The organism is Bradyrhizobium sp. LTSP857, assembly GCF_000938285.1.
GTDB lineage: Bacteria > Pseudomonadota > Alphaproteobacteria > Rhizobiales > Xanthobacteraceae > Bradyrhizobium.
Genome location: NZ_JYMS01000013.1, coordinates 42151 through 65920, shown reverse-complemented (window position 1 = coordinate 65920; position 23770 = coordinate 42151). Strand labels below are relative to the sequence as shown.

Genomic DNA, 23770 nt, shown 5'->3' with positions numbered 1-23770 from the left:
GTCTCCCTCCGGCGAGGGCCGCCTTGTTGGATTAGTCCAATTGGTGCGTAACAGTCCTTATGGACAGCCATAAGCGCAGTACTCAGCTTGAACGGCTTGAGGTGGTCGAGACTGGTCGCCGGCGACGCTGGTCGGATGACGAAAAGCTGCGGATCGTGACCGAAAGCTTTCAAGCGCCGCGCGCGATATCGTCGACAGCAAGACGCCATGGCATATCACGTTCGTTGCTGATGACATGGCGGCGCTCGTTCGGTCCCGAGCCGATCAGCCCTCAAAGCGAGCAATCCGGCTTTGCGCGGGTCGTCCTTGCCGCTGAGGTCGAGCCGGCGGTTGCTGCCACAGCGACGAGCGGGCAGATGGTGATCGTCGTTGGCCGGGATCGTCGGGTGATTGTCGATGCGGGCGTCGATGCGGCCGCCCTGGCGCGGGTGCTGCAGGTTCTGGAGCGTCGATGATCCCAGTCTCTTCGAGCGCACGCATCTGGATTGCGACCGGCTACACTGACATGCGCAAGGGCATGCAGGGTTTGTCATTATTGGTGCAGGAAAGCCTTGGTCGCGATCCGTTCGCCGGAGATGTCTTCGTGTTCCGCGGACGCGGCGGTTCGCTGATCAAGGCCTTGTGGCACGATGGAATTGGATTGTCGCTCTACGCGAAGCGGTTGGACCGTGGCCGTTTTGTCTGGCCGGCGACGGTGGGCGGTGTGGTGGGGCTGAGCGCGGCGCAGATGAGTTATCTGCTGGAGGCGATCGACTGGCGCAATCCGCAGCACACGTGGCGGCCACAGAGCGCAGGATAGGCTCAAAAAAGTTCTGAGGTGCGGAAGAAAAGACGCCTCAAATCGCCTCTTTTGTGATTCCATCGGGGCCATGGGTGACGGCCTTGAATCGCTGCCAGACGACATCGAAACGCTGCAAGCGGCATTGATCGTTGCTCGGGCGGAGGCTGCGGCCGCCCGTGCCCGGCAGTCCGACGACCAGGCGTTGATCGCCCATCTGAAGCTGCAGATCGAGAAACTCAACCGCGACCGCCATGGTCCGCGCTCGGAGCGTACCGCGCGGCTATTGGATCAGCTTGAACTGACGCTGGAGGAGCTGGAGAGTTCGGCGACGGAGGACGAACTCGCCGCCGAAATGGCCGCGGCCAAAACCACGAAGGTGGCGTCGTTCACGCGCAAGCGGCCGTCACGCCAGCCGTTCCCGGAGCATCTACCTCGCGAGCGGGTGATCGTGCCGGGACCTGTGGCGTGCGCCTGCTGTGGCGGCGCGCGGCTGTCCAAGCTCGGCGAGGACATCACCGAGACGCTGGAGGTGATCCCGAAATCCTGGAAAGTGATCCAGCACGTCCGCGAGAAGTTTACTTGCCGTGATTGCGAGAAGATCAGCCAGGCTCCGGCGCCGTTCCATGTGCTTGCCCGCGGCTGGGCGGGGCCAAGCCTGCTGGCGATGGTGCTGTTCGAGAAGTTTGGTCAACATCAGCCGCTGAACCGGCAAGCGGAGCGCTATGCCAAGGAGGGCGTGCCGATCAGTCTGTCGACCCTGGCCGACCAGGTCGGCGGCTGCACCGCGGCGCTGGCACCTTTGTTCAAGCGCCTCGAGGCCTACGTACTGAGCGCCGAGCGATTGCACGGGGACGACACCACGGTTCCGGTCCTGGCCAAAGGCAAGACCGACACCGGCCGGATCTGGGTCTATGTGCGCGACGACAAGCCTTTTGGAGGGCAGGCCCCGCCGGGCGCGGTGTTCTATTACTCGCGCGATCGGGCCGGCGAGCATCCCCAGGCTCACTTGGCCAACTACAGCGGAATCTTCCAGGCCGATGCCTATGGCGGCTATGGCAGGCTTTACGAACCGGGCCGCAACGCAGGTCCGATCCTGGAAGCCGCGTGCTGGGTCCATGCCCGGCGGCCGTTCTTCGTGATGGCTGATCTGGCCGAGAATGCGCGTCGCAAGGCTCAGGGCAAGAGGCCGGCAGTGATCTCGCCGCTGGCGCTGGAAACAGTCCGCCGGATCGACGCCCTGTTCGAGATCGAGCGGACCATCAACGGTCAGAGCGCCGAAAGGCGCCAGGCAGTTCGCCGGGAACTCAGCGCGCCGCTCGTGGCCGATCTGGAAGCCTGGATGCGCACACAACGCGCCAAGCTCTCGCGCAGCAACGATGTCGCCAAGGCCATGGACTACATGCTCAAGCGCTGGAGCGCATTTACCCGCTTCCTCGATGACGGCCGCATCTGCCTGTCCAACAATGCGGCGGAGCGTGGCGTGCGCGGCATCGCTTTAGGTCGGAAGTCGTGGTTGTTCTGCGGCTCGGATCGCGGCGGCGAGCGGGCGGCGGTGATGTACAGCCTGATCGTCACCGCCAAGATGAACGACGTCGATCCGCAAGCCTGGCTCGCCGACGTTCTGGCGCGCATCGCCGAGCATCCCGTCCAAAGGCTCGACGAACTGCTGCCATGGAATTGGCGCTCTGCCATCCGGAACGTTGATCAAGCCGCCTGAGCCGAAAATGACCCGCGCGCGGTCTTCGCCGGATGCTTACAATCCTTTTAGCTGAGAGCCGAAATGTTTTCACCAATGGTCGGCAATGCATTGAACGCGTAGGTTCAGAAGGTGACACGTTCGAGAGTGATCGACCTCATTAACTGAGGACGTCATCATGACCGATGTCTCAAATACCGCGGAGGGGCACACCAAAATCGAGAGCACCGTCCGGTATCTGGGAATTGAAGTCGACGATGCGCTCGCGATAGCAGAGCAGGTCGACATCTGAACTGACTGGGCAGAGCGGACATGCTCTGCCCCTCTCTTGCTACCGGCTTCGGGCCAATAGTAGAACTCGGAAGTGTGCTGGTTACGGCTTCTGGACGCAGCTGGGATTAAGTCTCCACGTCGCTAGGGCAAGCTGGTCCCAGGCCATGCAAAAGATAGCGGGCTGCAAAGGCCCTCGAGACACTGCCAATCATCCATAAACAGGGCCGTCGGCCCATTCAAGCAGCTATCGCCATTGCCCGGGCCGCGATCCGGCCGTAAGCAATCTGAATGGGATCGCGCATGTCGACGAAACGAGAAGCTGCTAGCCGAAGCAAGCCACGCGCCTCTGCCCGGCCCCCGCTGTAGCGGCAAAGCGGTGCAAACGCCGGCATTACCTTATGCTCGCTGCCGTAAAGGTCCTGGTAGTCGCCAATATTATCCCAGGCGATTGGACCACCCCTGTACTGAAACGACTCGGCTGCCGTGCCTTCCGCAAAGATCACTTCATGAGTATCGAGGTCCACGCAGAAATATTCGATGGTTTCGGACATCATTGCATCGTCGTCGAACGTGATCGAGCTTCCATTGACGAGATGTTTCGCGGGGATCAAAACGCTATCGATTAAAAGGGAGTGTTCCTGCGATAGATACAAATCCCTCTGCGGCGTTTGATCATCGATCGCGGAGCGTGACACCCGGACCGGCATAACGCTCGGATGCCAGGAGGCCGACGCATTCCTTCTAATGGTTTTTCGACCCACCCATTTGACCGGCAATGCACCGTTGGTCGTGATGACCAAAGCACCGATTGGCAGGTCTTCAACGGGCGTTTCGCCGTCGGCCGTCCGAATAAGCGTTCCTCGCCCGAAACAATTATGATTGGGACCGCCTCGGGAATCGCCGCGATCCTTGGGATTCCCCCGAGGAAATATGCCGAGTGCGTTGGCATCTTTGACCTTGAGGCCTGCGAGCAGTGACGACGAAATTGCGATAGTCGATAGTCTTCCCGTCCCCGCGGCAACGATCGCCATGAAATGACGGCGCGCAGGGCTGATGGGCGGACGGCGATCGCCAGATTTGCGGGCCATGAGTTCCCCAGTCTTTTTGCTGAAAACACACCCAACGAATGGAATTAACTTGAACTGTATTAAACCATGAATTTAATAGAAATTCAATATAAATTCTGATTAAATAATTGTCATGTTGAGCCTTGGAGTTCGTTGCCGCCTCTGGCCCGCTTCGGCGCTTTATGATTTCACAGAAGACAACTTCAGCGCCACGCGGGTCAAGTCCGCGCCGACACGGACACTTTACGTCTTTCCGTAACGCGTGAAGCGCGAAAATGTCACCGAGCGGACGGTCATATCGCTCGGCCCACAAATGGCCTCCGGTCTCGGCTTCTATCATCTGTGCGGAGATGCGAAGACGATTGCCGTCTTTACGCAGGCTTCCTTCGAACACGTAGCGTACCCCGAGCTCGCGACCCACGCGTTTCACGTCTACAGTCTCTTCCTTGTAGGTGAAGCTCGAATTGCGCGCGACCACGAACAGCCATTTGATGCAAGACAATCCAGCGATGATGTTTTCGACCATGCCGTCGGCGAAATACTCCTGCTTGGGGTCGCCGCTCAAATTTGAAAACGGAAGCACCGCGACGGATGGCTTGTCGGGCAACGCAAGTGCTGGTGACGTCTGCGGGTTTGCCTCGGCAGATGGATTGCCCGTCGCGACCAACGGCCCGACATAACGTGCCGGGAGGCGAGCCATGTGCGGCACCTCCGTCAGGAACCCCCGCAGCCACTGGCTTTGCAACCAACGTCAGCGCCGCGCCGCCACTGCCTATTCCCGAGACGTGAGGAGCGGCGCACCGGCTTGCCTTGCAGGTACGCCTGACAATCATGAATCAACTTCAGGTAGGTTTCGCGTCGGATTTGACTGGCCGCCTCTTCTCGATCAGGCAAACCCGGCGCGACAAAATATTAAGCGCTTCATTTTTTTGGCACAGTTCTGCCAAATTATCATTGGTATTTAAATATTGGGGCAGGACGATTTAATCGGAGTCCTGCAATGCTAAAATGCGTAACCATTGCGTCGCTGATTTTTGCAAGCTCATCCATTGCTTCGGAAGCGCGGCCCCCCACTGGTCAAATTCCGGAATGCAATGTGACTATGCCTTGCGACTTTTCGTACTTGCAGATGCGCCACATAAGATTTTCGCGGTATTCCCGGCCACCGTTTTCAGACGCGCACCCAGGCGCTGACGTTCGTAACGGCTCGGCGGAGACGAATGTCCCTCACGGTCAGATTGTCGGCGGTCGCCCCGCCGGTTGCCCGCGATCTTTCTGCGGTTGCGGCGCGGCTATACGTGTGTTTGGCCGTATCGTGCCGGAATTGAACCTCGCGGCCAATTGGCTACGCTTTCCGCGTGCATCGCCGGCACCGGGGATGGTTGCAGCACGCCACGGGCACGTCTTCGTGTTGGAACAACACCTCGGGGGCGACATGTGGATGGCGTATGATGCCAACTCTGGCGGGCGGGCAACGAGAATTCACTCGCGTTCACTGCGGGGTTATACGGTCGTGAACCCACATGCTGGATGACCCTTTTTCAGCGACGCGACAATGGATCAAGCTAGGACGTCGTGGGATAGTTGGCAGCGCAAGCTGCCAACTGTGTCGGCTGCGCGCCGTGATGATTAGTTACTTCGACAATGGAGATATGTAGTCCTGGTGGAGGTAAGTTGGTTTTGTGGCATCATCGAACAGCACGGTGACGGAACTCGTGCGAGGGCTAACATCGACAACCGTACCGGTCTGGTGAGCCAGTTCTGGGCAGCGACGCATCCCAAATTCGCTCATCTTGAAGCGAGCACCAACAACAACTGTGCTTGTCCTCTGACCAACCAATCCCGCAATCCAATGTCTGTGTCTTTGAACCGACGCTCAACTCAGGTTATTACTCCGACTCCGAATTTTCAGCAACCTGCGGCAATATACGTACGTAAATGCACGTTGTCCCCTTTGTCGGTACCGTCATTCATCTCAAATCGCTGACTTTGCCGAAAGTTCCATCTCTCAAACGGTCGAACGATACCGTACTTCGCACCACTGCTGACCTGATCCCAGCGGACGTGCCAAAGGTGGCCCAGGCCAAGCCTCGGCAACGGCGCGCCAAGTCCTGGGCTCCATCTCAAGTTCGAACACGGGCTGCGGCTGGCTTATTCAGTTATTGCGCGGAAACTGGCGCGTCCAGGTCGGTTCCGATCTAGCCAAATTCGAAGGCTTGAGGTCGGCGGGGTCGCAGTCGCGCCTGCTTTTACGTCTCTCATCTTCCTCGTCTGCACAATTGGGGCCTGCGGATGCATCTATGCTTCCAGAGCTTGTGATACTCGTGGGTGATCCTCCCCCACCATGCGCCCCCCCACCGCCAGAAGAGCCACCTCCGGATGCCCCACCACCGTGACCAGAGGCTTTACCCCCTTGAAATGGTGGCCCCCCCGACGTTCCAGAGGCGCCCCCGGACGGAGGGTCATCGTCGAGGAATGAATGCCCGCCATTGTCGCGATTTCCCCCGTCGCGTGCGCCCGAGCGCGCAATGGCGCTCGAGGTCAGGGATGTTGACAGAAGCAGGGTCATCGCAGGAGGCGTGACAGCAACGAATCTCCCGCAGGTTTTCAGAAATTCTCTGCGGTCGTCATCCTCACTGCTGTCCGATGTGGACATATCTCTCTCCGATTTAATTCTCGGTTATATTTATATTAATTAAATCAGATTTCAATCGAAAGTTTTCAAGGCCTGCCGGAACAGCTCCGATTCCGGCCGAACCCTTTTCGATGCGGAGAGGGCGCGGCAATACGTGGCCCGCCATCCTCCTCCCCAGATGGAGAGCACCGGATTCGCGATGGCCCTGGATTAGCTGGCCAGTTCGGCCCGCGAATGTTTGAGCCTCCGCCCCGCGGGCAGCCAAGATCAATCTGCGCAATGATTGAAGATCCGAGGCTGCGCGGCAGACATTCCGCCGCTTGCGACCCTCCCCGGCTGCCGCGCCTATTGCCTGTACTCGTATCTTTCGCAGCGCGGATCGCTGCGCTTCACCAGGGCGATCTCCTGAAACTGGAATTTCGGATCGCAATGCAGCAGGCCATATTCCGAGGAGTACGGGAATGGTGCGCGCCAGCAAAGGTTCACACCGGCGGGCACCTCAATCGGGTATCCCCGGATGCTGTAGGCGCAGGCAGCGTTAAGACCGGCTTCTGGTCTCTTGAACGGGCCCGAAGGCGCGAGTTCGGCTTGGGCCGGCGCAATTAACGCGACCAAGACGATCAGAAATGCACGCATTTGAACCACCCTGGACTGATCTTCCTCAGGACGAGCCAGTTCCCTCGCGTCACACCGGGAAAGAGCCCGCACGATTAAATCAAGTATAATGATATCGAAATTAATTCAAGAAAGTAAATCACCGAGCTCTCGTCAAGTCGATGGCTGCAGGCTACGGACAACAGCAAGACGGCTCCAGCAGCCCAGGGGGCGGCGAGCTGCTGAAACCGCTCCGGGGCCCCTTGGCGCTTAATCTGGCGCCAATCTCGATTATTTAATCAAAGATAAAATCACATTTCAAATTTTTATTTTTATCTTCAGGTTATATTTGCTGCATGAGAGCGACTTCGCCGAAACGGATCACTGCCGTGCCATTGCAATTTCACCGGTCCGTCGAGGCCATGGAAGTCTGGAGCGCCAGCAGGGGCGGTTTCTCATTTGTGATCAGCTTCGAGAGTCCCACCGGTCCAGGCTTTCACGGACGTACCGGCTACATGGCGAGCTGGCGCCCGCTCGACCCGACCAAAGGGGCCATCAGGATCGGCGGCTCACCGTTTCAATCCCTTGCTGAGGCCGAGCAAGGCTGCAACAGGTTCGTTGAGCACTTGGCCGCACTAGAAGGCCTCGGCTGGTCAAAGTGACGACACATTAAACGAAAGCTTACCTTTCGAGGGGTCGACATGCGTCGACGTATCTAGGAATGAAGTGCGCGACGGCACAGTCGGCGGTTTGGTCAAGGTCCTAAGCGCCGGTCACTCCCGCCCGTCTCTATGCCAGGTCGCCAGAAAAGCCTTCTACGCGCCTTACCCGGGGCCGCCCCCCACCCTTGGCGAGAGAACCTCTGCGTCAGAGGCGGAGAAGGCAATCAGGACATATCCACTGGCACGCCTCGCGGCCATTCCGACGTGCGTTTTCCATTTCAGATCGGCCAGATCCCGCTGTGATACGATTAAGGGGGTGAGTTCGCGCGTCGAGTGGCGCCATTCGTTCTAGGAGAGCGCCATGGTCGCGAGAACCGTACGATTGCTGATATCCAGCTTCTGGAAGATTCGATGAAGATGAACCTTGATGGTGCCTTCGGCAATATTCAGGCGACGGCCGATTTCCTTGTTCGACAGCCCTTCAGAGACAAGCCGCATGATCTGCCGCTCCCGCTCCGTTAGCTGGGTCAAGGGCTTCTCTTCATCAGTTGCGGGGGGGTCCTTACTGCTCTCCTGGCTGGTCCGTGGAACAGACAGCGGTCTCTGGCCCTGTGCAACCTGTCGCAAGACCTCCACCAGCGTCGCCGGTGTCGCATCCTTCGAAACCACGGCATGCGCGCCATTCGCAGCCAGTCTCGCCAATTCACGGTCCTCGGCTAAACCGGTAAAGAATACCGCGCGCGTACGCAGGCCTGCGGACTTAGCGAAAGCGAGGATTTCCACTCCATTCATGTCGGGCATTGCGACATCGAGAAGCAAAATGTCGGGAACAAGACGTCGCATCGCCTCGATGCAGTCTGCACCGCGGCCGCAGGACGCCACGACAGCGAAGTCATGCTGCGCTGCAAGAGTGATATTGATCCCTTGCAGGACAATGGGATGTCGGTCTGCGATGACGACTGTGATGCGGCGCATGCTTCGTCAACCTATTCCCAGAAACCCCGCGGGCGCTAGCTTAATCCCGTTAGACGACAATTCATTGTAAAGCAGGCCATATTTACCAAGGCTGCAATTTCGCTCTGACAGAATGTCGCACTCCCCTCGGACTTACTCCGGCAACACCTGAGAGCAACATCACCAAATGTCAACCAAAGGATGCGTAAGGTACCTCAAGTACGCAGGGCTTTGAATAAACTCCAAAAATGCAGATTCATCGCGAAAAGGGCGGAGTTGAGATCAATTGACGATAGTTTCTATATAGAAGTTCGCGCAATAAGTGTGGCGGCGCCATGGCTGGGACATCCCGTCATATGATGACCGACATCCACTATTGTTACGTCAGGCCCTATTACCAACGACATATAGGGACATTTCGATTTCAAATCTACCATGAGCCAGAGTTCGCCCAGAGGAGTGAGGACTCGACTCAAGGGAGTGACAAAAAGGAATTTCCTTCTTTTAAAAATTGGCTTCAACCTTTTTCAAGTTCGGTCGCGTGCCGGCCCGAGGGGCTCAGAGGTGCGAGTTCTGTCTCCGAACCGGCACAACCGCTAGTAATGAGTAGGTTGTCACATGTACTGTTCAATTATTTTACGCCAAGCACACCAAGCTCTAATCGTTCAATTCGCGGAATTGCAGAATTTGCGTAGTCGCGTGCTGGAGGCCGAGCAGCGACTGCTCGGTACACGGCGACGGGCGAACAGGCAGGCGAGATTCCGGCGCGTTCGTAAGCGCGGACTGAGCCGGTAGTGCCGGCACTTCATGGAGCTAGGCCGCCGGCCCTCAAGCAGGATCGTACTTGCTCAATCGGGGTATGACCTGATAGTTCCCTCCACTTGGATGGGGAAGGGTTCTATGCAGAAAGACGATTGGGCATCAATGCCCACAGCCGAGCTGTGGGCGCTCTACGACGGGGTGACCGCTGTCCTCAGTCGCAGACTGGCTGCAGAAAAAGCCAAGCTGGAGGAGCGGCTTCGCCGAATAGAGGGGGCCGCCGGCACAGCCCGAAGCGATGAAACTGTGCGCCGCCCTTATCCGGCAGTCTTGCCCAAGTACCAGAACCCGAAGAACCCCTCCGAAACCTGGTCGGGTCGCGGTAAGCAGCCCCGGTGGCTGAAAGCCCAGCTCAGAGCCGGAAAGAAGCTGGATGATCTCCTGATCGACCGGCCATCCAAGCGGCGGCGGACCGGCTGAGCCCTGCTGGACCGGTACGGCGTTCGCATACCAAAATTGGCGGCTTGGCCTCTCTCAGCGGTCACGGTCCTCTTTACCGTTCGGACTACCGTCGCCGCCGCCGTTGCCATAGCCATAGCCATAGCCATAGCCATAGCCATTGTTGCGATGCGCAGCGTGGCCGCCCGAGCTGGCTATCGCGGTCGAGGTTAGAGAGGTGGAAAGCAAAAGGGTCATCACCGGCGGAGTCACGGCTGCAAATTTTCCGCAGCTCTTTAAGAACTCCCGGCGATCCTCACTCTCTTCGATATCAAGGTGGGTCATCACCACACACGAACGCCTATTTAATAATAACCCAAAACCGACAAATCACAACTTAAATATGTTAATTGTACGGTTTTAAGTTTCAACTTGCAATCACTCCTCGCTGCAGTCTCTCGACATTGGACGAAACAGGCACCAAGTCGTCGCGCAAGAAGCGTCGAAACGCTCTCTGCAAATAGGGCCGGCAATCGCGCTCACGCCGCCCCCCGGTTCCACAATATTATTAGTTTTGACATTTAATTTGATCGGATTTATCTATTTTGATATAATCGGAAATGATCACGTGGCTGAAGCAATAACCGTCAGGAGATGCGGATTGTACGTCGATTTTCAGCTTCACTCACTCAGCAGACTCTTCGCCCGGACGGATTCCCTGCGGTACGAGTACGCCAATGCCCAGCCTTGGCCCCACATCGTCGTCAATGACGCGTTTCCCGAGAGACTGTTGGACATGGTCGCCGCCGAATGCGCGGCGATCAAGGCAGCCCGGCTTATTGCAACCAACACTGATCGCTTGGTGAAGCAGGAAAGTTCGGAAGGTTTGGGGCCGGCTACCGAGCATCTACTAGAGTTCGTCGACAGTGATCGTTTCAGAGACTTCATCTCGGGCATAACCGGAGTCGAAAATCTTATCGCCGATCCGACGCACAAATTCGCCGGGGTGCACAGAACGCCCGCAGGTGGCTTCACGAAAATTCATCGCGACTTCGAGATTCACCCAGCGACCGGCCTCTTCCACCGTGTAAATCTGCTCATTTATCTCAATAGGGACTGGCCCGACGATTATGGAGGCAGTTTGGAATTGTGGCCTCCAGATATGTCAGCGCTTGGACGCCGAATCTTCCCAAGATTCAACACCATGATCGTCTGGGAGACACATGGAGCCACGCTGCATGGCTTGCCTGATCCCGTCGCTTGCCCAGCCGAACGAATGCGCCTCTCGGTCGCAGCCTACTACTACACCACGACGCGCCGTATCCCCGCACGCGGCGAGCGCCGTGTCCGGTATTGGGCCGCCCGTCCTGGCGAAGACCAGTCGATCGAGCGCATGAGCTGGCAGGATCAGCTTCGCGCGCTCATCCCCGACCGGCTGTACAACGCGCTCCGGGCTGCGCGCGACCGGATATCAAGGCCTCGCCGCCCGAAAGCATCATGAATTTTTTCTCAGTGGCAACGGTGGGACCCGCCCCATGACCGGAACCGACGCCGGACAATCCTTCAGACACGTGCGACCCGCTGGTGCGGAGACACGAGTTTCCGGCCGACCCGGCTTCTCACTCGCCCGCCTCCGAACCCTGATGACGCGCGCCGTCGCGGCAACGGAGCTGGATCTTTCCGGATTGACCGTACTGACCGAAGCCGCGACCGGAGCTTATGCTGTGACCGCCGTCATCGCCGCGATGGCCGGAGCGGCACATGTCTACGCGCTCACCAAGCCCACCCGCCACGGGACGGTGGCCGATGTCCGGCTGCAGACGCTCGACCTTGCCGCTATGCTCGGCGTCGCCGATCGCATTGAGATTGTGGAGGAGATCAGCCTCGGTGTGCTCCAGAACGTCGATATAGTGACCAATAGCGGTCACCTTCGACCCCTGACGGCCGCGCTGATCGACCAGTTGCGCAGTGACGCCGTGATTGCCTTGATGTTCGAGGCCTGGGAGTTTCGCCGTGAAGACCTGGATATCGAAGCGTGCGCGAGGCGCAAAATCCCGGTCGTCGGCGTGAACGAGCGACATCCTGCCGTCGATGTCTTCTCGTTCCTCGGGCCGCTCAGCGTGAAGCAATTGCACGATTGCGGTCTGGCGGTCTATGGCAGCAGAATCGCCTTGCTATGTGACAACGACTTCCTTGAACCGCTGCGCGCCGGGCTTGCAGGTGCAGGCGCGAGCGTTGAGACATTCAATAGTGTCGCGGCGGTTCATTCCGACGCGTGGGATGCAATTCTCGTCGCGCTCCAGCCGGCGGCAACGCTACGCATCGGTGTAGCGGAGGCTGCACATCTCGCCGCCTGCGCACCCACAGGCGCTGTCGTGGTACAATTCTGGGGCGACATGGACCGCGCCGCCCTCACTCGAAACGGGCTTGCGCTCTGGCCCGCGCAGCCTGTCGGGCTGGGCCATATGGGCATTCTTCTATCGGAGATTGGCCCCGAGCCCATCGTACGGCTGCAGACGGGAGGATTGCGCGCGGCCGAATGGGTTCGGCGCGGCGGCGCCATAAAGCCGGACGGCTTCGCTCAGCTCGTACCGTGGCAGGGATTGACATGACGAAGCGGCTGGAACCGGATGTCGTACTTCTTGCGGACGGACCAACCGGCTTGGCAGCTCTTCGCTCGTTGGCCGCGCAGTGCCGCGTGGCCCATGTCTTCCGAAAGCCAGATCAACCGGAGGACAATGCGTTCAGGGCGTTTGCGAAAGACCGCGATATCCCGATTTCGGAGTTGCGTGAGTTGAATCAGCTTCGGAATCTGATCACCGACCTACGCCCGGCTGCGGTCGTGATTTCCTCTTTTGACCGCATCATCCCGGCGCAGATTCTCGCGTTGTGCCGTTTCATCAATGTGCACTATTCGCTTCTACCGCACTATCGCGGCCGCGCTAACGTGAACTGGGCGCTCATCAACGGCGAAACGGCCGCCGGCATCAGCATTCATCTGGTCATCCCGGAGCTCGATGGCGGCAATCTGCTGTTTCAGCACGCGATTCCGATCGGTTCGAGCGACACAGTCACATCCCTCTACGATCGTCTCAACGCAATCCAGGAACGTGAGCTTGGCGGCGTGGTGCTCCGAGCCATCACGGGTTATCAGGGCGTCGCTCAGACTCCCGATCAAGCTTCCTATGGCTGCGCTCGTGTGCCGGAAGATGGAGAGATAGATTGGCGACAGCCCACCGATGTCATTGACCGACTGATCCGCGGCTTGACACCGCCATTCCCCGGCGCCTTCACTCACCTCGATGCTCAACAGCTCATCATCGCCGGCGCGTCGCCACGGCACGACGCTCCTGCTTATGTCGGCCGCGTTCCAGGACGGATCGTAGGCCGCTCAGCCGCCGAGGGTTGGGTGGACGTGCTCACTGGCGATGGCGTCCTGCGCATATTCCGTATTCTTACATCCAATTCCGAACACCCCTGTGCTGCCGCATCCGTCTTAGGATCGACACGCGCTACTCTTGGTCTGTCGCGCCTCGATCTTCTCCGCCGGATCGTCGCGCTCGAAGACAGGCTAGCCTCGCTCGAGCAAGTCAAATGCGTTCAGGAATAGTCTGCAGCTTGCCGCTGGTGGAAAGCGGCAGGTGCCCGGCACTTATACCCTTTCCTGCACAACCGTCGCCCACAGCCGACTATCGCCTGGCAATTGCAGACGAACCCAGCGATAGGGCACCCGCGACCACGATTTGATCTGAGGCGTGAGATTGTCGAGGACGAGATCGCCGCTCCGGGTGCGTACGAGAAGCACCAGATGATGCTCTCCCGAATTGAGGACGACCTCGCTCAACAGCAGGACTCTGGCCGGCCAGCCCCGCTGGAGCAACTCGTGGCGCTTGCTCACCGCGTAATCGTTGCAATCGCCCCGATCGGGGTTGATGACCCACTCCTCGCCTGCAACGCCCAGTTCGTTGCGAACGGGCACGATCGCGAGGTTGACTGCACGGTTAATCTCTTGCAGATCCACCCAGCGTTCCTCAGTCAGCCGGACCGGCCCGCCGCGGAATGATCGCCGCGGACGACATTCAGCTGCATGACGCAGGCAAAAGACGGTGTACGCGAACGGAGCAAGTGTGGCGCGTCCGAGCACAATGTGCTGAGGGGCCCGCTGCCAGACCGCGGGCACGGCCACACGGCCCGCACGCGCCCCCTGAATCCCTCCGATCATGACGGCAACCGTCACCGCGATCACTGAGCAGGAGGTATGCATCTGCCGATCCCCTTGAGAACGCAAAACGGAGGTTCGGATGAACTGACAGGGCAGCGATGAGCGCGGCTGTACGCAATTAATTGAATTATCTTATTTTAAATATATATTATTATTAAAATATAAAATCAACAATTAAATCAAGGCGACGCATTTAAACGACTGATCGCAGATGCATGACGAGAGGCCGCATCTGGGTCTGCGGCAGATCCGGGAGGGACGATTGAGCAATCCCACAGCGATCGGCTAGACCCCGGGGCACACTGAGCGGGTCTCGCAACAGCGAGCCGATCCACTAGGCGAACCGACACGGTCGATTCTAATAATCCGAATTTACGAGAGAATTAAATGACTTCTTGAGATTTAATTATTGATTTAATCTGTCGCCGACGCGATCTTTCTCTGAATGGAGCCCCCTGCAACGGGAGTGTTTGCAAATGCCGGACGAGCTGCTGGTTATCCTGGGAGTCGAGGCCACAATGCTCATCTTCATCGCGGCGATGACCCTGCACGTCAGGCGCACGGATGTACTGAGTGGGCGGTTCTTCGAGCCGTCGTCAGTCACGCGGGACAAGGGGCACTTGCCGCAATCACTCCGCGCCGGCGTGCGGGATCTGCTGCCGTTGATGCGGTCGCGGATCAGGATCAATCCATTCAGTCTGTCGCTGTGGGGCGGCCTGGCCAGAAGCCTACAATCGGGTCTTCGAACAGCGCTGCGAAGACCGTCGTTGCTTGCGGCACGTTTCCGTCGAGCCGGAACGGCCATTGCCACCGATTCCGGTCGCAACGTCTTGCGACGGCCTGGTGGCAAGCCCGGCGCTCTCAGACGCACCGCGCCAAGTCCGAGCGCTCACGCTGTCGAGGCTCTGCTATTCCGCCCAGTGAAGCGTCAACGCTCCTTGAAGGCGCGCTCCGCCTGATCCCGTAGCGGCTTGAGAAGATAGGACAGCGCGGTCCGCCCCGACGTCTTGATGAAGACTTCGACCGGCATGCCGGGCAACAGCTTCGCCGACCCAAGCTTCGCCAGGTCCTCCGCGTTCAGCAAGACACGACCGGTGTAGTAGCTCGTGCCGGTGCGCTGATCCTGTGTAATGTCCGCGGAGACAACGCCGACCTCCCCGTCGATCTCGGGCGTGGTTTTCTGATTGAAGGCCGCAAAGCGCATCGTCGTGGTTTGCCCCACATAAACCTGATCAATGTCCCGAGGCGTGATCTTGACCTCAACTGCAAGCGAGTCAGCATCGGGCACGATCAGCATGATTTGCTCGCCGGGAGAAATTACACCCCCGACGGTATGAACGCTGAGTTCGTGGACCCGGCCGGACTGCGGCGCCCGGATATCAATCCGATTCAGCTGATCGACTGCCGCCGTCTTGCGCTCGGAAAGCTCGGAGAGTTTCGAACGCGTTTCGATCAGGTCCTTGCCGACCTCCGTCCGCAGGTCCTGATCGATCTGAATGATCTGGAGTCCAATTTCCGCTATCTTGCCCTTCGACTGGGCTATCATTCCTGCCAGCTGGCTACGCTCGCCGTCGAGACGGGCGGTATCGCGTTCGAGGGAATTGAGCCGCGTGATCGGCACCAGGCTTTTTTGCCAGAGGCTGCGCACGCCTTCTAGCTCCTGGCGGATCAGATCGATCTCTCTTTGCTTGGCCTCGGTCTGGCCCGTCAATCCCTTGATCTCGTTTTCCAGCTGCACACTTTTCTCTTGCAACTGCGCCTTTTGGCCACTCCTGGACAGGCGACGCAGGTCGAATAACGTCCGCTCCGCGGTGATCGCCCGGCCCGCCTCAGAGTTGCTTTCTTTAGTCCGGTCGATCAGCACCTTGGGAAACGCAATTTGCTCGACACCGTCGCGCTCCGCTTCGAGGCGAGCCTGCCGTGCGAGCAGTTCATCAAGACCCTTGGTGACAATTGTTGCGTTTGCCAGCGTTTGGGTCTCGTCGAGACGAACCAAAACGTCGCCGACATTGACCCGGTCCCCCTCCCGCACGCGAAGCTCGCCGACGATCCCGCCCGTGGCGTGCTGAACTTTCTTCACGCTCGAATCTACCACGACGACACCCTGGGTGATCACCGCACCCGACAGTTCGGTCGTTGTCGCCCAGCCACCGACGCCAAACGCCACGGAGCCAAACATGATCATGCCGACGATCATGTAGCGCTGGATGGATTGCATGGCTGGTAATGTTATCTGGCTGTTCATCGGCTGCCTCCGAGACCGTCCGCGACCACCTTGAGCGGTACGGGATTGCGCAGCACCCTCCTGAGGACCTCCTCCCTCTTCCCGAATGATTGAACCCTCCCGTCCCCGAGGACCAGAACATGATCCACACCTTCGAGCGCCTTAGGGCGATGCGCGACAATGGCGACAATCCCGCCGCGGCGACGCACATTGAGGATGGCCTTGGTAAGCGCCTCTTCGCCCTCCGAGTCGAGATTCGAAGACGGCTCATCGAGTACGACCAGGAACGGCTTGCCGTAGAAGGCGCGCGCAAGTCCGATACGCTGCCGTTGACCTGCCGATAGCGCCACTCCACCTTCGCCGATTTTCGTGCTGTAGCCGTCCGGAAGAGAAAGAACGAGGTCATGTGCGCCCGCAGAGTGGGATGCTTCCAGAACCGCAGCGGCCGTCGCCTGGGGATCGAAGCGCGCAATGTTCATCGCAATGCTACCGTCGGACAGTTCAATGTCCTGAGGCAGATAGCCTATGTGCTTGCCGAGCGCGTCCGAAGACCAGTGGTCGAGTGCAGCGTTGTCAAGCTTAATCCTGCCGCGCGCGCATGGCCACGCGCCAACCAATGCGCGCGCGAGTGTCGATTTTCCAGATCCGCTCGGACCAATGATTCCAACAGCCTCACCTTTACAAAGCTGGAACGACACTTCACTGAGGGTGGGCCGCTCCGCATTTGGTGCACCGACATAGAGCTGTTCGATCGTAAGCGTTTCCACAGGGGGAGGCAGCGCCAGTCGCTCCTCTTCGGCCGGCAGAAGCCGCAGCAACTGGTCCAGCCGCAGTCCCGATTGCCGCGCGGTAACAAATCCTTTCCAGTTCGCAATGGCGACCTCGACTGGCGCCAGCGCCCGCGCAGTGAGGATCGATCCGGCAATGATGATGCCGGCTGTCGATTCCTGATTGATGACGAGAACCGCGCCAACGGCAAGAACCAACGATTGCAAGATCGAACGAAAGACCTTGGAGATGCCGCCGAGGCCATTTGCGACATCGCTCGCCCTTTCGTGGGCTGCGAGATACTTCGCGTTGACATCATGCCAACGCAGGGCTGCCTGCTGCCGCATGCCCATCGCCTGTAGAACTTCGGCATTCCGTCGCCCCTCTTGGGCCAGGGCGCTGCGAGACACCGCCAGACGCGAAGATGCTGTTGCCGGCCCTCGCGTTCGCGTTTCAGCGAGCATGGTAATGCCGATCAACACCAGCGCTCCAATCAGCGCGGTGATCCCGATCCAGAAATGAAAGAGGAAACAGACACCGAGATAGATCGGCATCCATGGGAGATCGAACAGCGCCGTCGGCCCTCCGCCCGACAGGAAGCTACGGACCTGGTCAAGATCGCGCAACGGCTGCAGGCCGTCGCCGTCAGTCCTGGTTTTCAGCGGAAGCCGCACGAGTGCATCGAATACACGAATGCCCAGCCTCTCGTCGAAATAGCGGCCGATGCGTACGCTGATCCTGCTCCTGACGAAGTCGAGCCCACCCTGGAACAGGTAAAGCACGGTCGCCAGCACCATGAGTGAGATGAGCGTGGGGATGCTGCGCCCAGGTAAGACCCGATCGTAAACCTGCAACATGAAGAACGAGCCGGTGAGCATCAGAAGATTGCTCATGCCGCTGAAAGCCCCGAGAGCCCAGAAAATCCGGCGGCAGGACCGCAGAAAGGCCGACATCTCTGATTGCGGCTCGTCATAGTCGTCAGCCGGCCGAAGCCGGTCGGGGAATAATCGTTTCCGCAAGGCTTCGACGAGGTTCGTTACCAAGTCAATCAACCGCGGCGCTCGCAGCTCGGCAGCTTCGGCCCACTGTCGTCCGGCAGACCAAAGCCCGGTCAGGTATGATATCTGTATTCGATAAAAACTCGCAGGCGGGGGGGATACCCCCCGCCGTCCAAAGTCATTCATGGCACCCGCCCTTGAACCATGCCTTTGTCCGAAGACCCCCCAAAGAGATCCCCAAGGCACTGTTGAGTACTGCTTCGTGTCGTCGACCTATCTGCTACGCGAAATGGAAGTCGTGGCTGTTCAACGCATCGAGCTTCGTATTCTTCAGCGTGAGGGTGTCGCTCCCCGTCGTGACAACGACGTCGTGGCCGGACTGGGTCGCGTGGGAGAGAACGCTCGCAAAACTGTCGAACACGGTCTTGCTGAACTGGACCGTATCCTGCGCACGACCGCTTGTTGCAAAGTCCTTGATAGCGTCGTGGCCGAAGTTCGTGGCAAATACGAAGGTATCCGCCCCTCCCTTGCCGACCATGACGTCATTTCCGGTCGTGCCGGTCAACGTGTCGCGCCCGCTCGAACCGACGATCGCCTCGCCCGAGCTCTTACCGACCACGTGGCCAGCCGTGTCAACCTGCTCCGCTGTGAAGGCACGAGTCTTCCCCGACAGATCGGATGTCTGGAAGCTCCACTTGCCGTCGGCTCCCACCGCGACTGATCCGGCGGATACCGTCCCGTCAGACAGCTTGACCTGGCTACTGGGGTCAGCAGTGCCGTTGATCGTCGCGGAGTGATTCCAGTGCTGATTTACGTTGGTGATCTCGACCGTGGAGGTGCCGTTGCCGCCGTGCGAGCCAATCGGTGGATCGATCGGCTGGGACAAGGCGCTTGTGTTCCCGGCAGCGTCAGTGGCCGAAGCTACGAAAGTGTGGGACCCGTGCTTGAGATTCGAGGTCGTAACGCTCCAGTTGCCGTCGGTCGCGGCCGTTGTTGTCCCAAGCAGAGTCGTCCCCTCGTAGAGCTTGACCGTACTGCCCGCTTCCGCCGTCCCGGCTACCGTCGCGTGATTGTGCGTCGTCAGATCGCTCAACAGCACCGGCGCAGTCGGAGCCTTCGCATCCACCGTCACCCCCAGTGCAGCAGAGGCTGCGCTGGTAACACCGGAAACCATATCCGTGGCGGTGAAGCTGTGCTTGCCGTCGGGCAACGCGGCAGTCGTATAGTGCCATGCTCCGCTAGCATCCGCCGTCACGGTGCCAAGCTGGGTTTTGCCGTCGTAAACCTTCACGGTGCTCTTCGCAGCCGCGCTCCCCGTCAGCGTCAACGTCTTGTCGCTGGTGATGTGGTCCCCGACAACCCCGGTATCTGTAGAGAACGAGGCAATCTTCGGTGCGGCAGGCGGTGTCGACGAACTCGAACCGGTGCTCCCTGAACCTGACGAACCTGTACCGGACGAACTCGACCCGGACGAACTCGAAGATCCGACGACGGGATCGGACGCCGCCGACGCGGCGCTTACGTTGCCCGCGAGGTCAGTCGCTTTCGCCGTGAGAACGTGTGCACCGGCCGCAAGAGCAGCGGTCGTCACCGTCCAGGCACCGCTGGCGTTGGTTGTTGCGCTGCCGACCTGCGTCGTTCCGTCATACACCTTGATGGTGCTGTTTGCTTCCGCCTTACCGGACGCGACTACCTGATTCGCGCTGTTGACGGTATCGCTGACGATCGTCGGCGCGGCAGGCGCCTTGGTGTCGACGGTAACCGCCAGCGCAGCCGACGCCACGCTGGCCTTGCCCGACGAACTGGTCGCGGTAGCCGTCAGCACATGCTTCGCGTCAGTCAGAACCGAAGTGATGTAGTCCCAGCCACCGCTCGAGTTTGTTGTTGCGGTGCCGATCTGCGTCGAGCCGTCATATACCTTTACAGTGCTGCCTGCGGCGGCGGTCCCGTGCAGAGTAATCTTGTTCGCGTCAGTGACGCCGTCACCGGAAATGCCGGTATCGGGCGACCACGACGCAATGACGGGAGAGCCTGGAGCCGCGCTCGTCGTGCCGGAATTCGCCGGCGCGCTGGAATTCGCCGACGTGTTCAGCGCTGCGGTCAGCGCCGCACCGTCATCGACGTTGCCGGAAAAGACCGCATTATTCCCACGGATCAGCGCATCGCCGTACTGGGCCCCACCGATGTGATTGTTGGTAAACGACACCCCCGTGATCGGGGCGCTACCACCGTTGGAGTCCGAGTAGACAGTGTACGCGCCACCATACAGCAGGTTATTGGTGACCGTGACGTTGGAGACCGCCCCGAAGTCGTTGTCAATCATGACCGCTGAGGTCCATCCCCATTGGTTGATGATCGAGTTGCCGGTGATTTGAATGTTGGAGAGCCCTCCATCGATCTGGATGCCATCGTAGTGCGGCGATCCACCCGCATGGAGATCATGGATGTAGTTGCCCTGGATAACGGAGTTGCTTCCGGGCACAATCCCGTTCTCGACATTGAAGATATTATTCCCGACAAACGTGCCGCTCCCCATGATGCCCTGGTTGCCTGTACCGTCGGGAGCACGGCCGGTGCCATCGATGGTGCAGTTCTTGACCACCGCGCCCGTCACTCCGGAATCGATGTTCACAACCGCCCAATCACCAGACGTGATCTTGCAGTTCACAAGCGTCACATTGTCGGCCTGGATATAGACGCTTCCTGTGATGTTGAGTCCCGAGATCACCGCCCCTGCCTTGGTGATCACTACGTCACCAGATGGAGTTAGAGTTACTCCCGCCGGCACGCCGGTGTTCGTCGCGTCAGGCCATGCAGTCGTTGAAGTTGCTGCCAAAATAGTCTCTCCGTCTCTGTGTTGTCCCCGTTAATTGACACTCGACGCTTTCGGACTTTTTCGAACTTTCCGATCTCGCGATTTAATCGCCCAAACGAGATCCGCCGATGCCATGCTTAACGCAGCGTTAATGGTCGGCTACAGAAGGCCTTTTTTTGACGACACCACGGCTCCGCTAAGGTCATTTAGCTGCGTGCGTCGTCAAACTCACGAATCGCGAGACTTCACTTTAGAATTTACATCACGGAAAATAAACGCAATTTGCTTCTAGCCGCGCCCTGGATCGCGATGAAATCCGATGACAGGCGGTTTTAAAGACACTTTTCTTGCGGAGACGGGCACACACCCCTGGCCGATCAGGGAGGCAAACAACCCTTTATACGAAGATATTAATTAAGAATACGATCGCATATATAATTGGCACCGATTATAGGGATTAAATTAGTGACCTCAATCCAGGTCTCTCTGTGGCAAGGACCCAGATGTCGGCCGCATCGAGCGATCCAGGTGCTGCACGGAGATGTCATTCGCGTGCGCGCGCGTCCATCGGCACAATGTCCGTGAAATTGTTCATGGAGGTGCTATCGCAAGTGTTACTGCAACGAAGCTTCGAAGCCGCCGTTCCGAACCGGGGGCCGCGCCGCGAGTGGTGCCCACACCTTGACAAGCATAAGTCTGCGATAGTTGTGTTCTGCGAAGGCAGTCCGCCGTCCCTATGTGGGCTCGGAACTTCCAACTAGACCTTTCGGCACAGAAACACCTTCTCCCCCCGAATAAGTCCACATTGTGAAACCGCCGGTTCGACCGCTGTGAATTCATCGACGATAAAGCCGGCCTGCTCGAGCCGTTCTCGGAAATCGCTACCGAAAAAACGGACGTGATCGTGCTGATTAAAATACAATATGCGGTCGTCCACCGACTTCTGCCTCGCCTGATCCTCAAACGTCTTCTGCCAACCCTCGATGATAGGAATCATCGCAACCAACGTGCCGCCTTTGCGCAAGATCCGGAACAATTCCGGTATTGCGAGACGGTCGTCCACGTGTTCCAGAATATGGCAGCAGATAATCACATCGAATTTGTCATTCTCGATGCCAATGTTTTCAATATTGATATCTAGATCTGCGCCCCTGCCGCCAAATTCGCAGGTCACATAGCTGCGCGGCTTTCTCGCTTGTAGATACTTTTTGAGCCCGGCCTCAGGTGCGAAGTGCAAGATATCCTTGCCCGCAAACAAGTCCCGCTCGGCATCGCATAACGCCAACAATCGGTGCCGCTCATGCGAGAGACAGCTCGGGCACAGCGAATCGATGTTGATGCCCAATCCAAGCGGATTGGCATAGGCAAAGAAACGCCCCCGATATCCGCATACCGGGCACATTCTCTCGAATCTTCCGAACAAGAAGCGGATCGTCCGAAGCCCACTGCGTATCGACCAGACGTATGGACGCAAACGTCCCCTGAAGCTTCCAATCGACGACGTGGCCACATCAAAGTTGCTCATCTTGCGCTCCCAACATCTGCCATTCCCGGAGCGAGGCGCGCACCCCGATGCAAACGCCCCAGAATGTCCACATATAATTCCAGAAATGCACCGTCAGCCCGGTCAGCAGGAAGACCAGGCAGACGATCGTAAATCCTCTTTGAATTTCACTCGGGCGCTGACCCGGAACCGGCAACAGCGCCGAGAGGTTCAGACCAATCAGCAAGATGGTAACCGGCACGCCGTAATGCAGGCTGGTAACCAGCCACACGCTGTCGACGGTGCGATCGAGCAGATAATATCCAAATGTCACAAATCCTGCGCCTGTTAATGGTGCCTGCCAGACCTGGGCCGACACGGCGTCCCAGATCATGAGACGATAAAAGCCCGTCTGCGGATCGAACGTTACGTGCGACAATATCCAGCTGAGCGGATTGTTTGCGGCAAGCGTGACCGCAACAACAAAAGCCCCGGCGCCAATCCACAGCAGGCTCCATCGCCAAGAACTGCGCCACATCAACTGATCATAGACGTAGCTCGAGCCGACGATCGCTATACCCATGACAGCCGCCGAAGAAAGCGACAGCAGCCCACCAACGAAGCACAGGCCCGCCCACATCAATCGCTTCGCGGCCCTTTCCGGTGAGTACAGCAAGATCGCCGCGGCCAGCGAGCAGAATACGCCATAGAGGATAGGGTGATCGAACGTTGATATTGCGCGACGGAGCCCGGCCCGCACGCCATCTCCGCTCGAAGGATCATCCGTCAGGAACATTTCCTGCGGAGGAAAGATAGCAGCTACGGCCTCCCGGGCGATCCAATGCCCGGTCAGAACGTCCCCTACCGCAACGCAGATTGCAATCGCCGTGAACACTTTCAGCAAGCGAACGAACTGTCGAATCGCGGTCGGCCCGAAGACAAACACACGTGCAACGAAATACCCTCCAACGAAGTCAAGGGCCTCAGCAGCGGCGGAAAACGCCGACTGAAGCCCGGCAGCATAGCCAGCCGCGACCACCATTCCGATCGCGAGCATCGCCGCCAGCCCATCCGATATCAGCAGCCGTCGGTTAGGCTGCATTAACCGGCTAAGCGCCGGCAGGAACAAAATGATCAAGCCGATCCGCGTCGGCGTCAGCTTTGCGCCGGCGATCAGCAACTGCAAGCCAGACGGCAGCACAATGCCGACGAGAAGCAGCGGAACAGCAAGACTCGTGCGCGGCTGCACGGTCGATGAAAGCTCGACCGCGGTGGCGCGCGCGTAGGGCCGCCTCGCGACAAGAGCATTGCCGGAGTAACTCATGCGTCGAGCTCCTCGAACCGGTCGGCGAGCGGTGGCGGACCACGCATGCCGCTCAGTTGATGCGGCACAACAAGCCG

18 protein-coding genes and 3 pseudogenes are annotated in these 23770 nt (G+C 58.8%); 9 read left to right on the top strand and 12 right to left on the bottom strand.

What is annotated here, in order from left to right; genetic code table 11:
* Positions 1 to 59 precede the first annotated feature (59 nt).
* The 4 genes and pseudogenes from tnpA to UP06_RS40640 all read left to right on the top strand — a co-directional run.
* A complete protein-coding gene (tnpA, locus tag UP06_RS07085; protein ID WP_044999804.1) occupies positions 60 to 455 on the top strand; it encodes an IS66-like element accessory protein TnpA in 396 nt (131 codons plus the stop codon).
* Positions 452 to 799 carry an IS66 family insertion sequence element accessory protein TnpB gene (gene tnpB / locus UP06_RS07080; protein WP_044999806.1) on the top strand — a complete coding sequence of 116 codons (348 nt, stop codon included), beginning with the start codon at positions 452 to 454 and terminating at the stop codon, positions 797 to 799. The genes tnpA and tnpB overlap by 4 nt, the downstream gene beginning before the upstream one ends.
* 70 nt (positions 800 to 869) lie before the next feature.
* On the top strand, positions 870 to 2498 hold the full coding sequence (gene tnpC / locus UP06_RS07075; protein WP_044999807.1) for an IS66 family transposase: 1629 nt from the start codon (positions 870 to 872) through the stop codon (positions 2496 to 2498).
* 184 nt (positions 2499 to 2682) lie between these two features.
* A pseudogene (locus UP06_RS40640) lies at positions 2683 to 2769 on the top strand (tyrosine-type recombinase/integrase); the annotation flags it as partial.
* 217 nt (positions 2770 to 2986) lie between these two features.
* Here the strand turns inward: UP06_RS40640 and UP06_RS39420 are convergent.
* The 5 genes and pseudogenes from UP06_RS39420 to UP06_RS07050 form a co-directional block, all read right to left on the bottom strand.
* Positions 2987 to 3838 carry a Hint domain-containing protein gene (locus UP06_RS39420; RefSeq protein ID WP_045001646.1) on the bottom strand — a complete coding sequence of 284 codons (852 nt, stop codon included), beginning with the start codon at positions 3836 to 3838 and terminating at the stop codon, positions 2987 to 2989.
* Between the two features lie 244 nt (positions 3839 to 4082).
* Positions 4083 to 4493, bottom strand: a pseudogene (locus tag UP06_RS41955) (transcriptional regulator); the annotation flags it as partial.
* A gap of 1659 nt (positions 4494 to 6152) precedes the next feature.
* Positions 6153 to 6473 (bottom strand): annotated as a pseudogene (locus UP06_RS41945) (hypothetical protein); the annotation flags it as partial.
* A 324-nt stretch (positions 6474 to 6797) separates the two neighbouring features.
* The gene (locus UP06_RS07060) at positions 6798 to 7088 is read right to left on the bottom strand and encodes a hypothetical protein (protein ID WP_045001642.1); all 291 of its coding nucleotides are present in this window, start codon (positions 7086 to 7088) and stop codon (positions 6798 to 6800) included.
* Between the two features lie 968 nt (positions 7089 to 8056).
* The gene (locus UP06_RS07050; protein WP_045001639.1) at positions 8057 to 8683 is read right to left on the bottom strand and encodes a LuxR C-terminal-related transcriptional regulator; all 627 of its coding nucleotides are present in this window, start codon (positions 8681 to 8683) and stop codon (positions 8057 to 8059) included.
* Positions 8684 to 9562: 879 nt separating this feature from the next.
* Here UP06_RS07050 and UP06_RS07045 point away from each other — a divergent pair.
* The gene (locus UP06_RS07045; RefSeq protein ID WP_045001665.1) at positions 9563 to 9901 is read left to right on the top strand and encodes an H-NS histone family protein; all 339 of its coding nucleotides are present in this window, start codon (positions 9563 to 9565) and stop codon (positions 9899 to 9901) included.
* Between the two features lie 54 nt (positions 9902 to 9955).
* Here the strand turns inward: UP06_RS07045 and UP06_RS07040 are convergent, their stop codons facing one another.
* The gene (locus tag UP06_RS07040) at positions 9956 to 10204 is read right to left on the bottom strand and encodes a hypothetical protein (RefSeq protein ID WP_045001637.1); all 249 of its coding nucleotides are present in this window, start codon (positions 10202 to 10204) and stop codon (positions 9956 to 9958) included.
* A gap of 316 nt (positions 10205 to 10520) precedes the next feature.
* Between UP06_RS07040 and UP06_RS07035 the strand changes: the two genes are divergently transcribed.
* The 3 genes from UP06_RS07035 to UP06_RS07025 all read left to right on the top strand — a co-directional run bounded on the left by UP06_RS07035 (position 10521) and on the right by UP06_RS07025 (position 13469).
* A complete protein-coding gene (locus UP06_RS07035) occupies positions 10521 to 11360 on the top strand; it encodes a 2OG-Fe(II) oxygenase (RefSeq protein WP_082078633.1) in 840 nt (279 codons plus the stop codon).
* Between the two features lie 142 nt (positions 11361 to 11502).
* Positions 11503 to 12471, top strand: a complete 969-nt coding sequence (locus tag UP06_RS07030; protein WP_045001636.1) for a hypothetical protein — start codon at positions 11503 to 11505, stop codon at positions 12469 to 12471.
* Positions 12468 to 13469 carry a methionyl-tRNA formyltransferase gene (locus UP06_RS07025; RefSeq protein WP_045001635.1) on the top strand — a complete coding sequence of 334 codons (1002 nt, stop codon included), beginning with the start codon at positions 12468 to 12470 and terminating at the stop codon, positions 13467 to 13469. The genes UP06_RS07030 and UP06_RS07025 overlap by 4 nt, the downstream gene beginning before the upstream one ends.
* A gap of 42 nt (positions 13470 to 13511) precedes the next feature.
* Here UP06_RS07025 and UP06_RS07020 read toward each other — a convergent pair whose 3' ends face one another.
* Positions 13512 to 14123 carry a transglutaminase-like cysteine peptidase gene (locus tag UP06_RS07020; RefSeq protein ID WP_045001634.1) on the bottom strand — a complete coding sequence of 204 codons (612 nt, stop codon included), beginning with the start codon at positions 14121 to 14123 and terminating at the stop codon, positions 13512 to 13514.
* A 434-nt stretch (positions 14124 to 14557) separates the two neighbouring features.
* Here UP06_RS07020 and UP06_RS07015 point away from each other — a divergent pair, with 434 nt between their 5' ends.
* Complete coding sequence (locus tag UP06_RS07015) at positions 14558 to 15040, top strand: hypothetical protein (RefSeq protein WP_045001633.1); 483 nt, start codon at positions 14558 to 14560, stop codon at positions 15038 to 15040.
* Here the strand turns inward: UP06_RS07015 and UP06_RS07010 are convergent.
* The 5 genes from UP06_RS07010 to UP06_RS06990 form a co-directional block, all read right to left on the bottom strand.
* Positions 15010 to 16326, bottom strand: coding sequence for an HlyD family type I secretion periplasmic adaptor subunit (locus UP06_RS07010; RefSeq protein WP_045001631.1), 1317 nt, complete (start codon positions 16324 to 16326; stop codon positions 15010 to 15012). The genes UP06_RS07015 and UP06_RS07010 overlap by 31 nt on opposite strands.
* Positions 16323 to 18026: a type I secretion system permease/ATPase gene (locus UP06_RS07005; RefSeq protein ID WP_045001629.1), complete on the bottom strand. Its 1704-nt coding sequence runs from the start codon at positions 18024 to 18026 to the stop codon at positions 16323 to 16325. Before UP06_RS07005 ends, UP06_RS07010 begins: the two co-directional genes overlap by 4 nt.
* 325 nt (positions 18027 to 18351) lie before the next feature.
* Positions 18352 to 20820 carry an Ig-like domain-containing protein gene (locus UP06_RS07000; protein WP_050031572.1) on the bottom strand — a complete coding sequence of 823 codons (2469 nt, stop codon included), beginning with the start codon at positions 20818 to 20820 and terminating at the stop codon, positions 18352 to 18354.
* A gap of 823 nt (positions 20821 to 21643) precedes the next feature.
* On the bottom strand, positions 21644 to 22411 hold the full coding sequence (locus tag UP06_RS06995; RefSeq protein WP_082078627.1) for a class I SAM-dependent methyltransferase: 768 nt from the start codon (positions 22409 to 22411) through the stop codon (positions 21644 to 21646).
* Complete coding sequence (locus tag UP06_RS06990; RefSeq protein ID WP_045001627.1) at positions 22398 to 23693, bottom strand: O-antigen ligase family protein; 1296 nt, start codon at positions 23691 to 23693, stop codon at positions 22398 to 22400. Before UP06_RS06990 ends, UP06_RS06995 begins: the two co-directional genes overlap by 14 nt.
* Positions 23694 to 23770 lie beyond the last annotated feature (77 nt).

Excerpts from the sequence above, each read along its gene's own strand:
- tnpA (WP_044999804.1), top strand. The coding sequence starts at position 60 with ATGGACAGCCATAAGCGCAGTACTCAGCTTGAACGGCTTGAGGTGGTC.
- tnpB (WP_044999806.1), top strand. The coding sequence starts at position 452 with ATGATCCCAGTCTCTTCGAGCGCACGCATCTGGATTGCGACCGGCTAC.
- tnpC (WP_044999807.1), top strand. The coding sequence starts at position 870 with ATGGGTGACGGCCTTGAATCGCTGCCAGACGACATCGAAACGCTGCAA.
- UP06_RS39420 (WP_045001646.1), bottom strand. The coding sequence starts at position 3,838 with ATGGCCCGCAAATCTGGCGATCGCCGTCCGCCCATCAGCCCTGCGCGC.
- UP06_RS07060 (WP_045001642.1), bottom strand. The coding sequence starts at position 7,088 with ATGCGTGCATTTCTGATCGTCTTGGTCGCGTTAATTGCGCCGGCCCAA.
- UP06_RS07050 (WP_045001639.1), bottom strand. The coding sequence starts at position 8,683 with ATGCGCCGCATCACAGTCGTCATCGCAGACCGACATCCCATTGTCCTG.
- UP06_RS07045 (WP_045001665.1), top strand. The coding sequence starts at position 9,563 with ATGCAGAAAGACGATTGGGCATCAATGCCCACAGCCGAGCTGTGGGCG.
- UP06_RS07040 (WP_045001637.1), bottom strand. The coding sequence starts at position 10,204 with ATGACCCACCTTGATATCGAAGAGAGTGAGGATCGCCGGGAGTTCTTA.
- UP06_RS07030 (WP_045001636.1), top strand. The coding sequence starts at position 11,503 with ATGACGCGCGCCGTCGCGGCAACGGAGCTGGATCTTTCCGGATTGACC.
- UP06_RS07025 (WP_045001635.1), top strand. The coding sequence starts at position 12,468 with ATGACGAAGCGGCTGGAACCGGATGTCGTACTTCTTGCGGACGGACCA.
- UP06_RS07020 (WP_045001634.1), bottom strand. The coding sequence starts at position 14,123 with ATGCATACCTCCTGCTCAGTGATCGCGGTGACGGTTGCCGTCATGATC.
- UP06_RS07015 (WP_045001633.1), top strand. The coding sequence starts at position 14,558 with ATGCCGGACGAGCTGCTGGTTATCCTGGGAGTCGAGGCCACAATGCTC.
- UP06_RS07010 (WP_045001631.1), bottom strand. The coding sequence starts at position 16,326 with ATGAACAGCCAGATAACATTACCAGCCATGCAATCCATCCAGCGCTAC.
- UP06_RS07005 (WP_045001629.1), bottom strand. The coding sequence starts at position 18,026 with ATGTCGGCCTTTCTGCGGTCCTGCCGCCGGATTTTCTGGGCTCTCGGG.
- UP06_RS06995 (WP_082078627.1), bottom strand. The coding sequence starts at position 22,411 with ATGAGCAACTTTGATGTGGCCACGTCGTCGATTGGAAGCTTCAGGGGA.
- UP06_RS06990 (WP_045001627.1), bottom strand. The coding sequence starts at position 23,693 with ATGAGTTACTCCGGCAATGCTCTTGTCGCGAGGCGGCCCTACGCGCGC.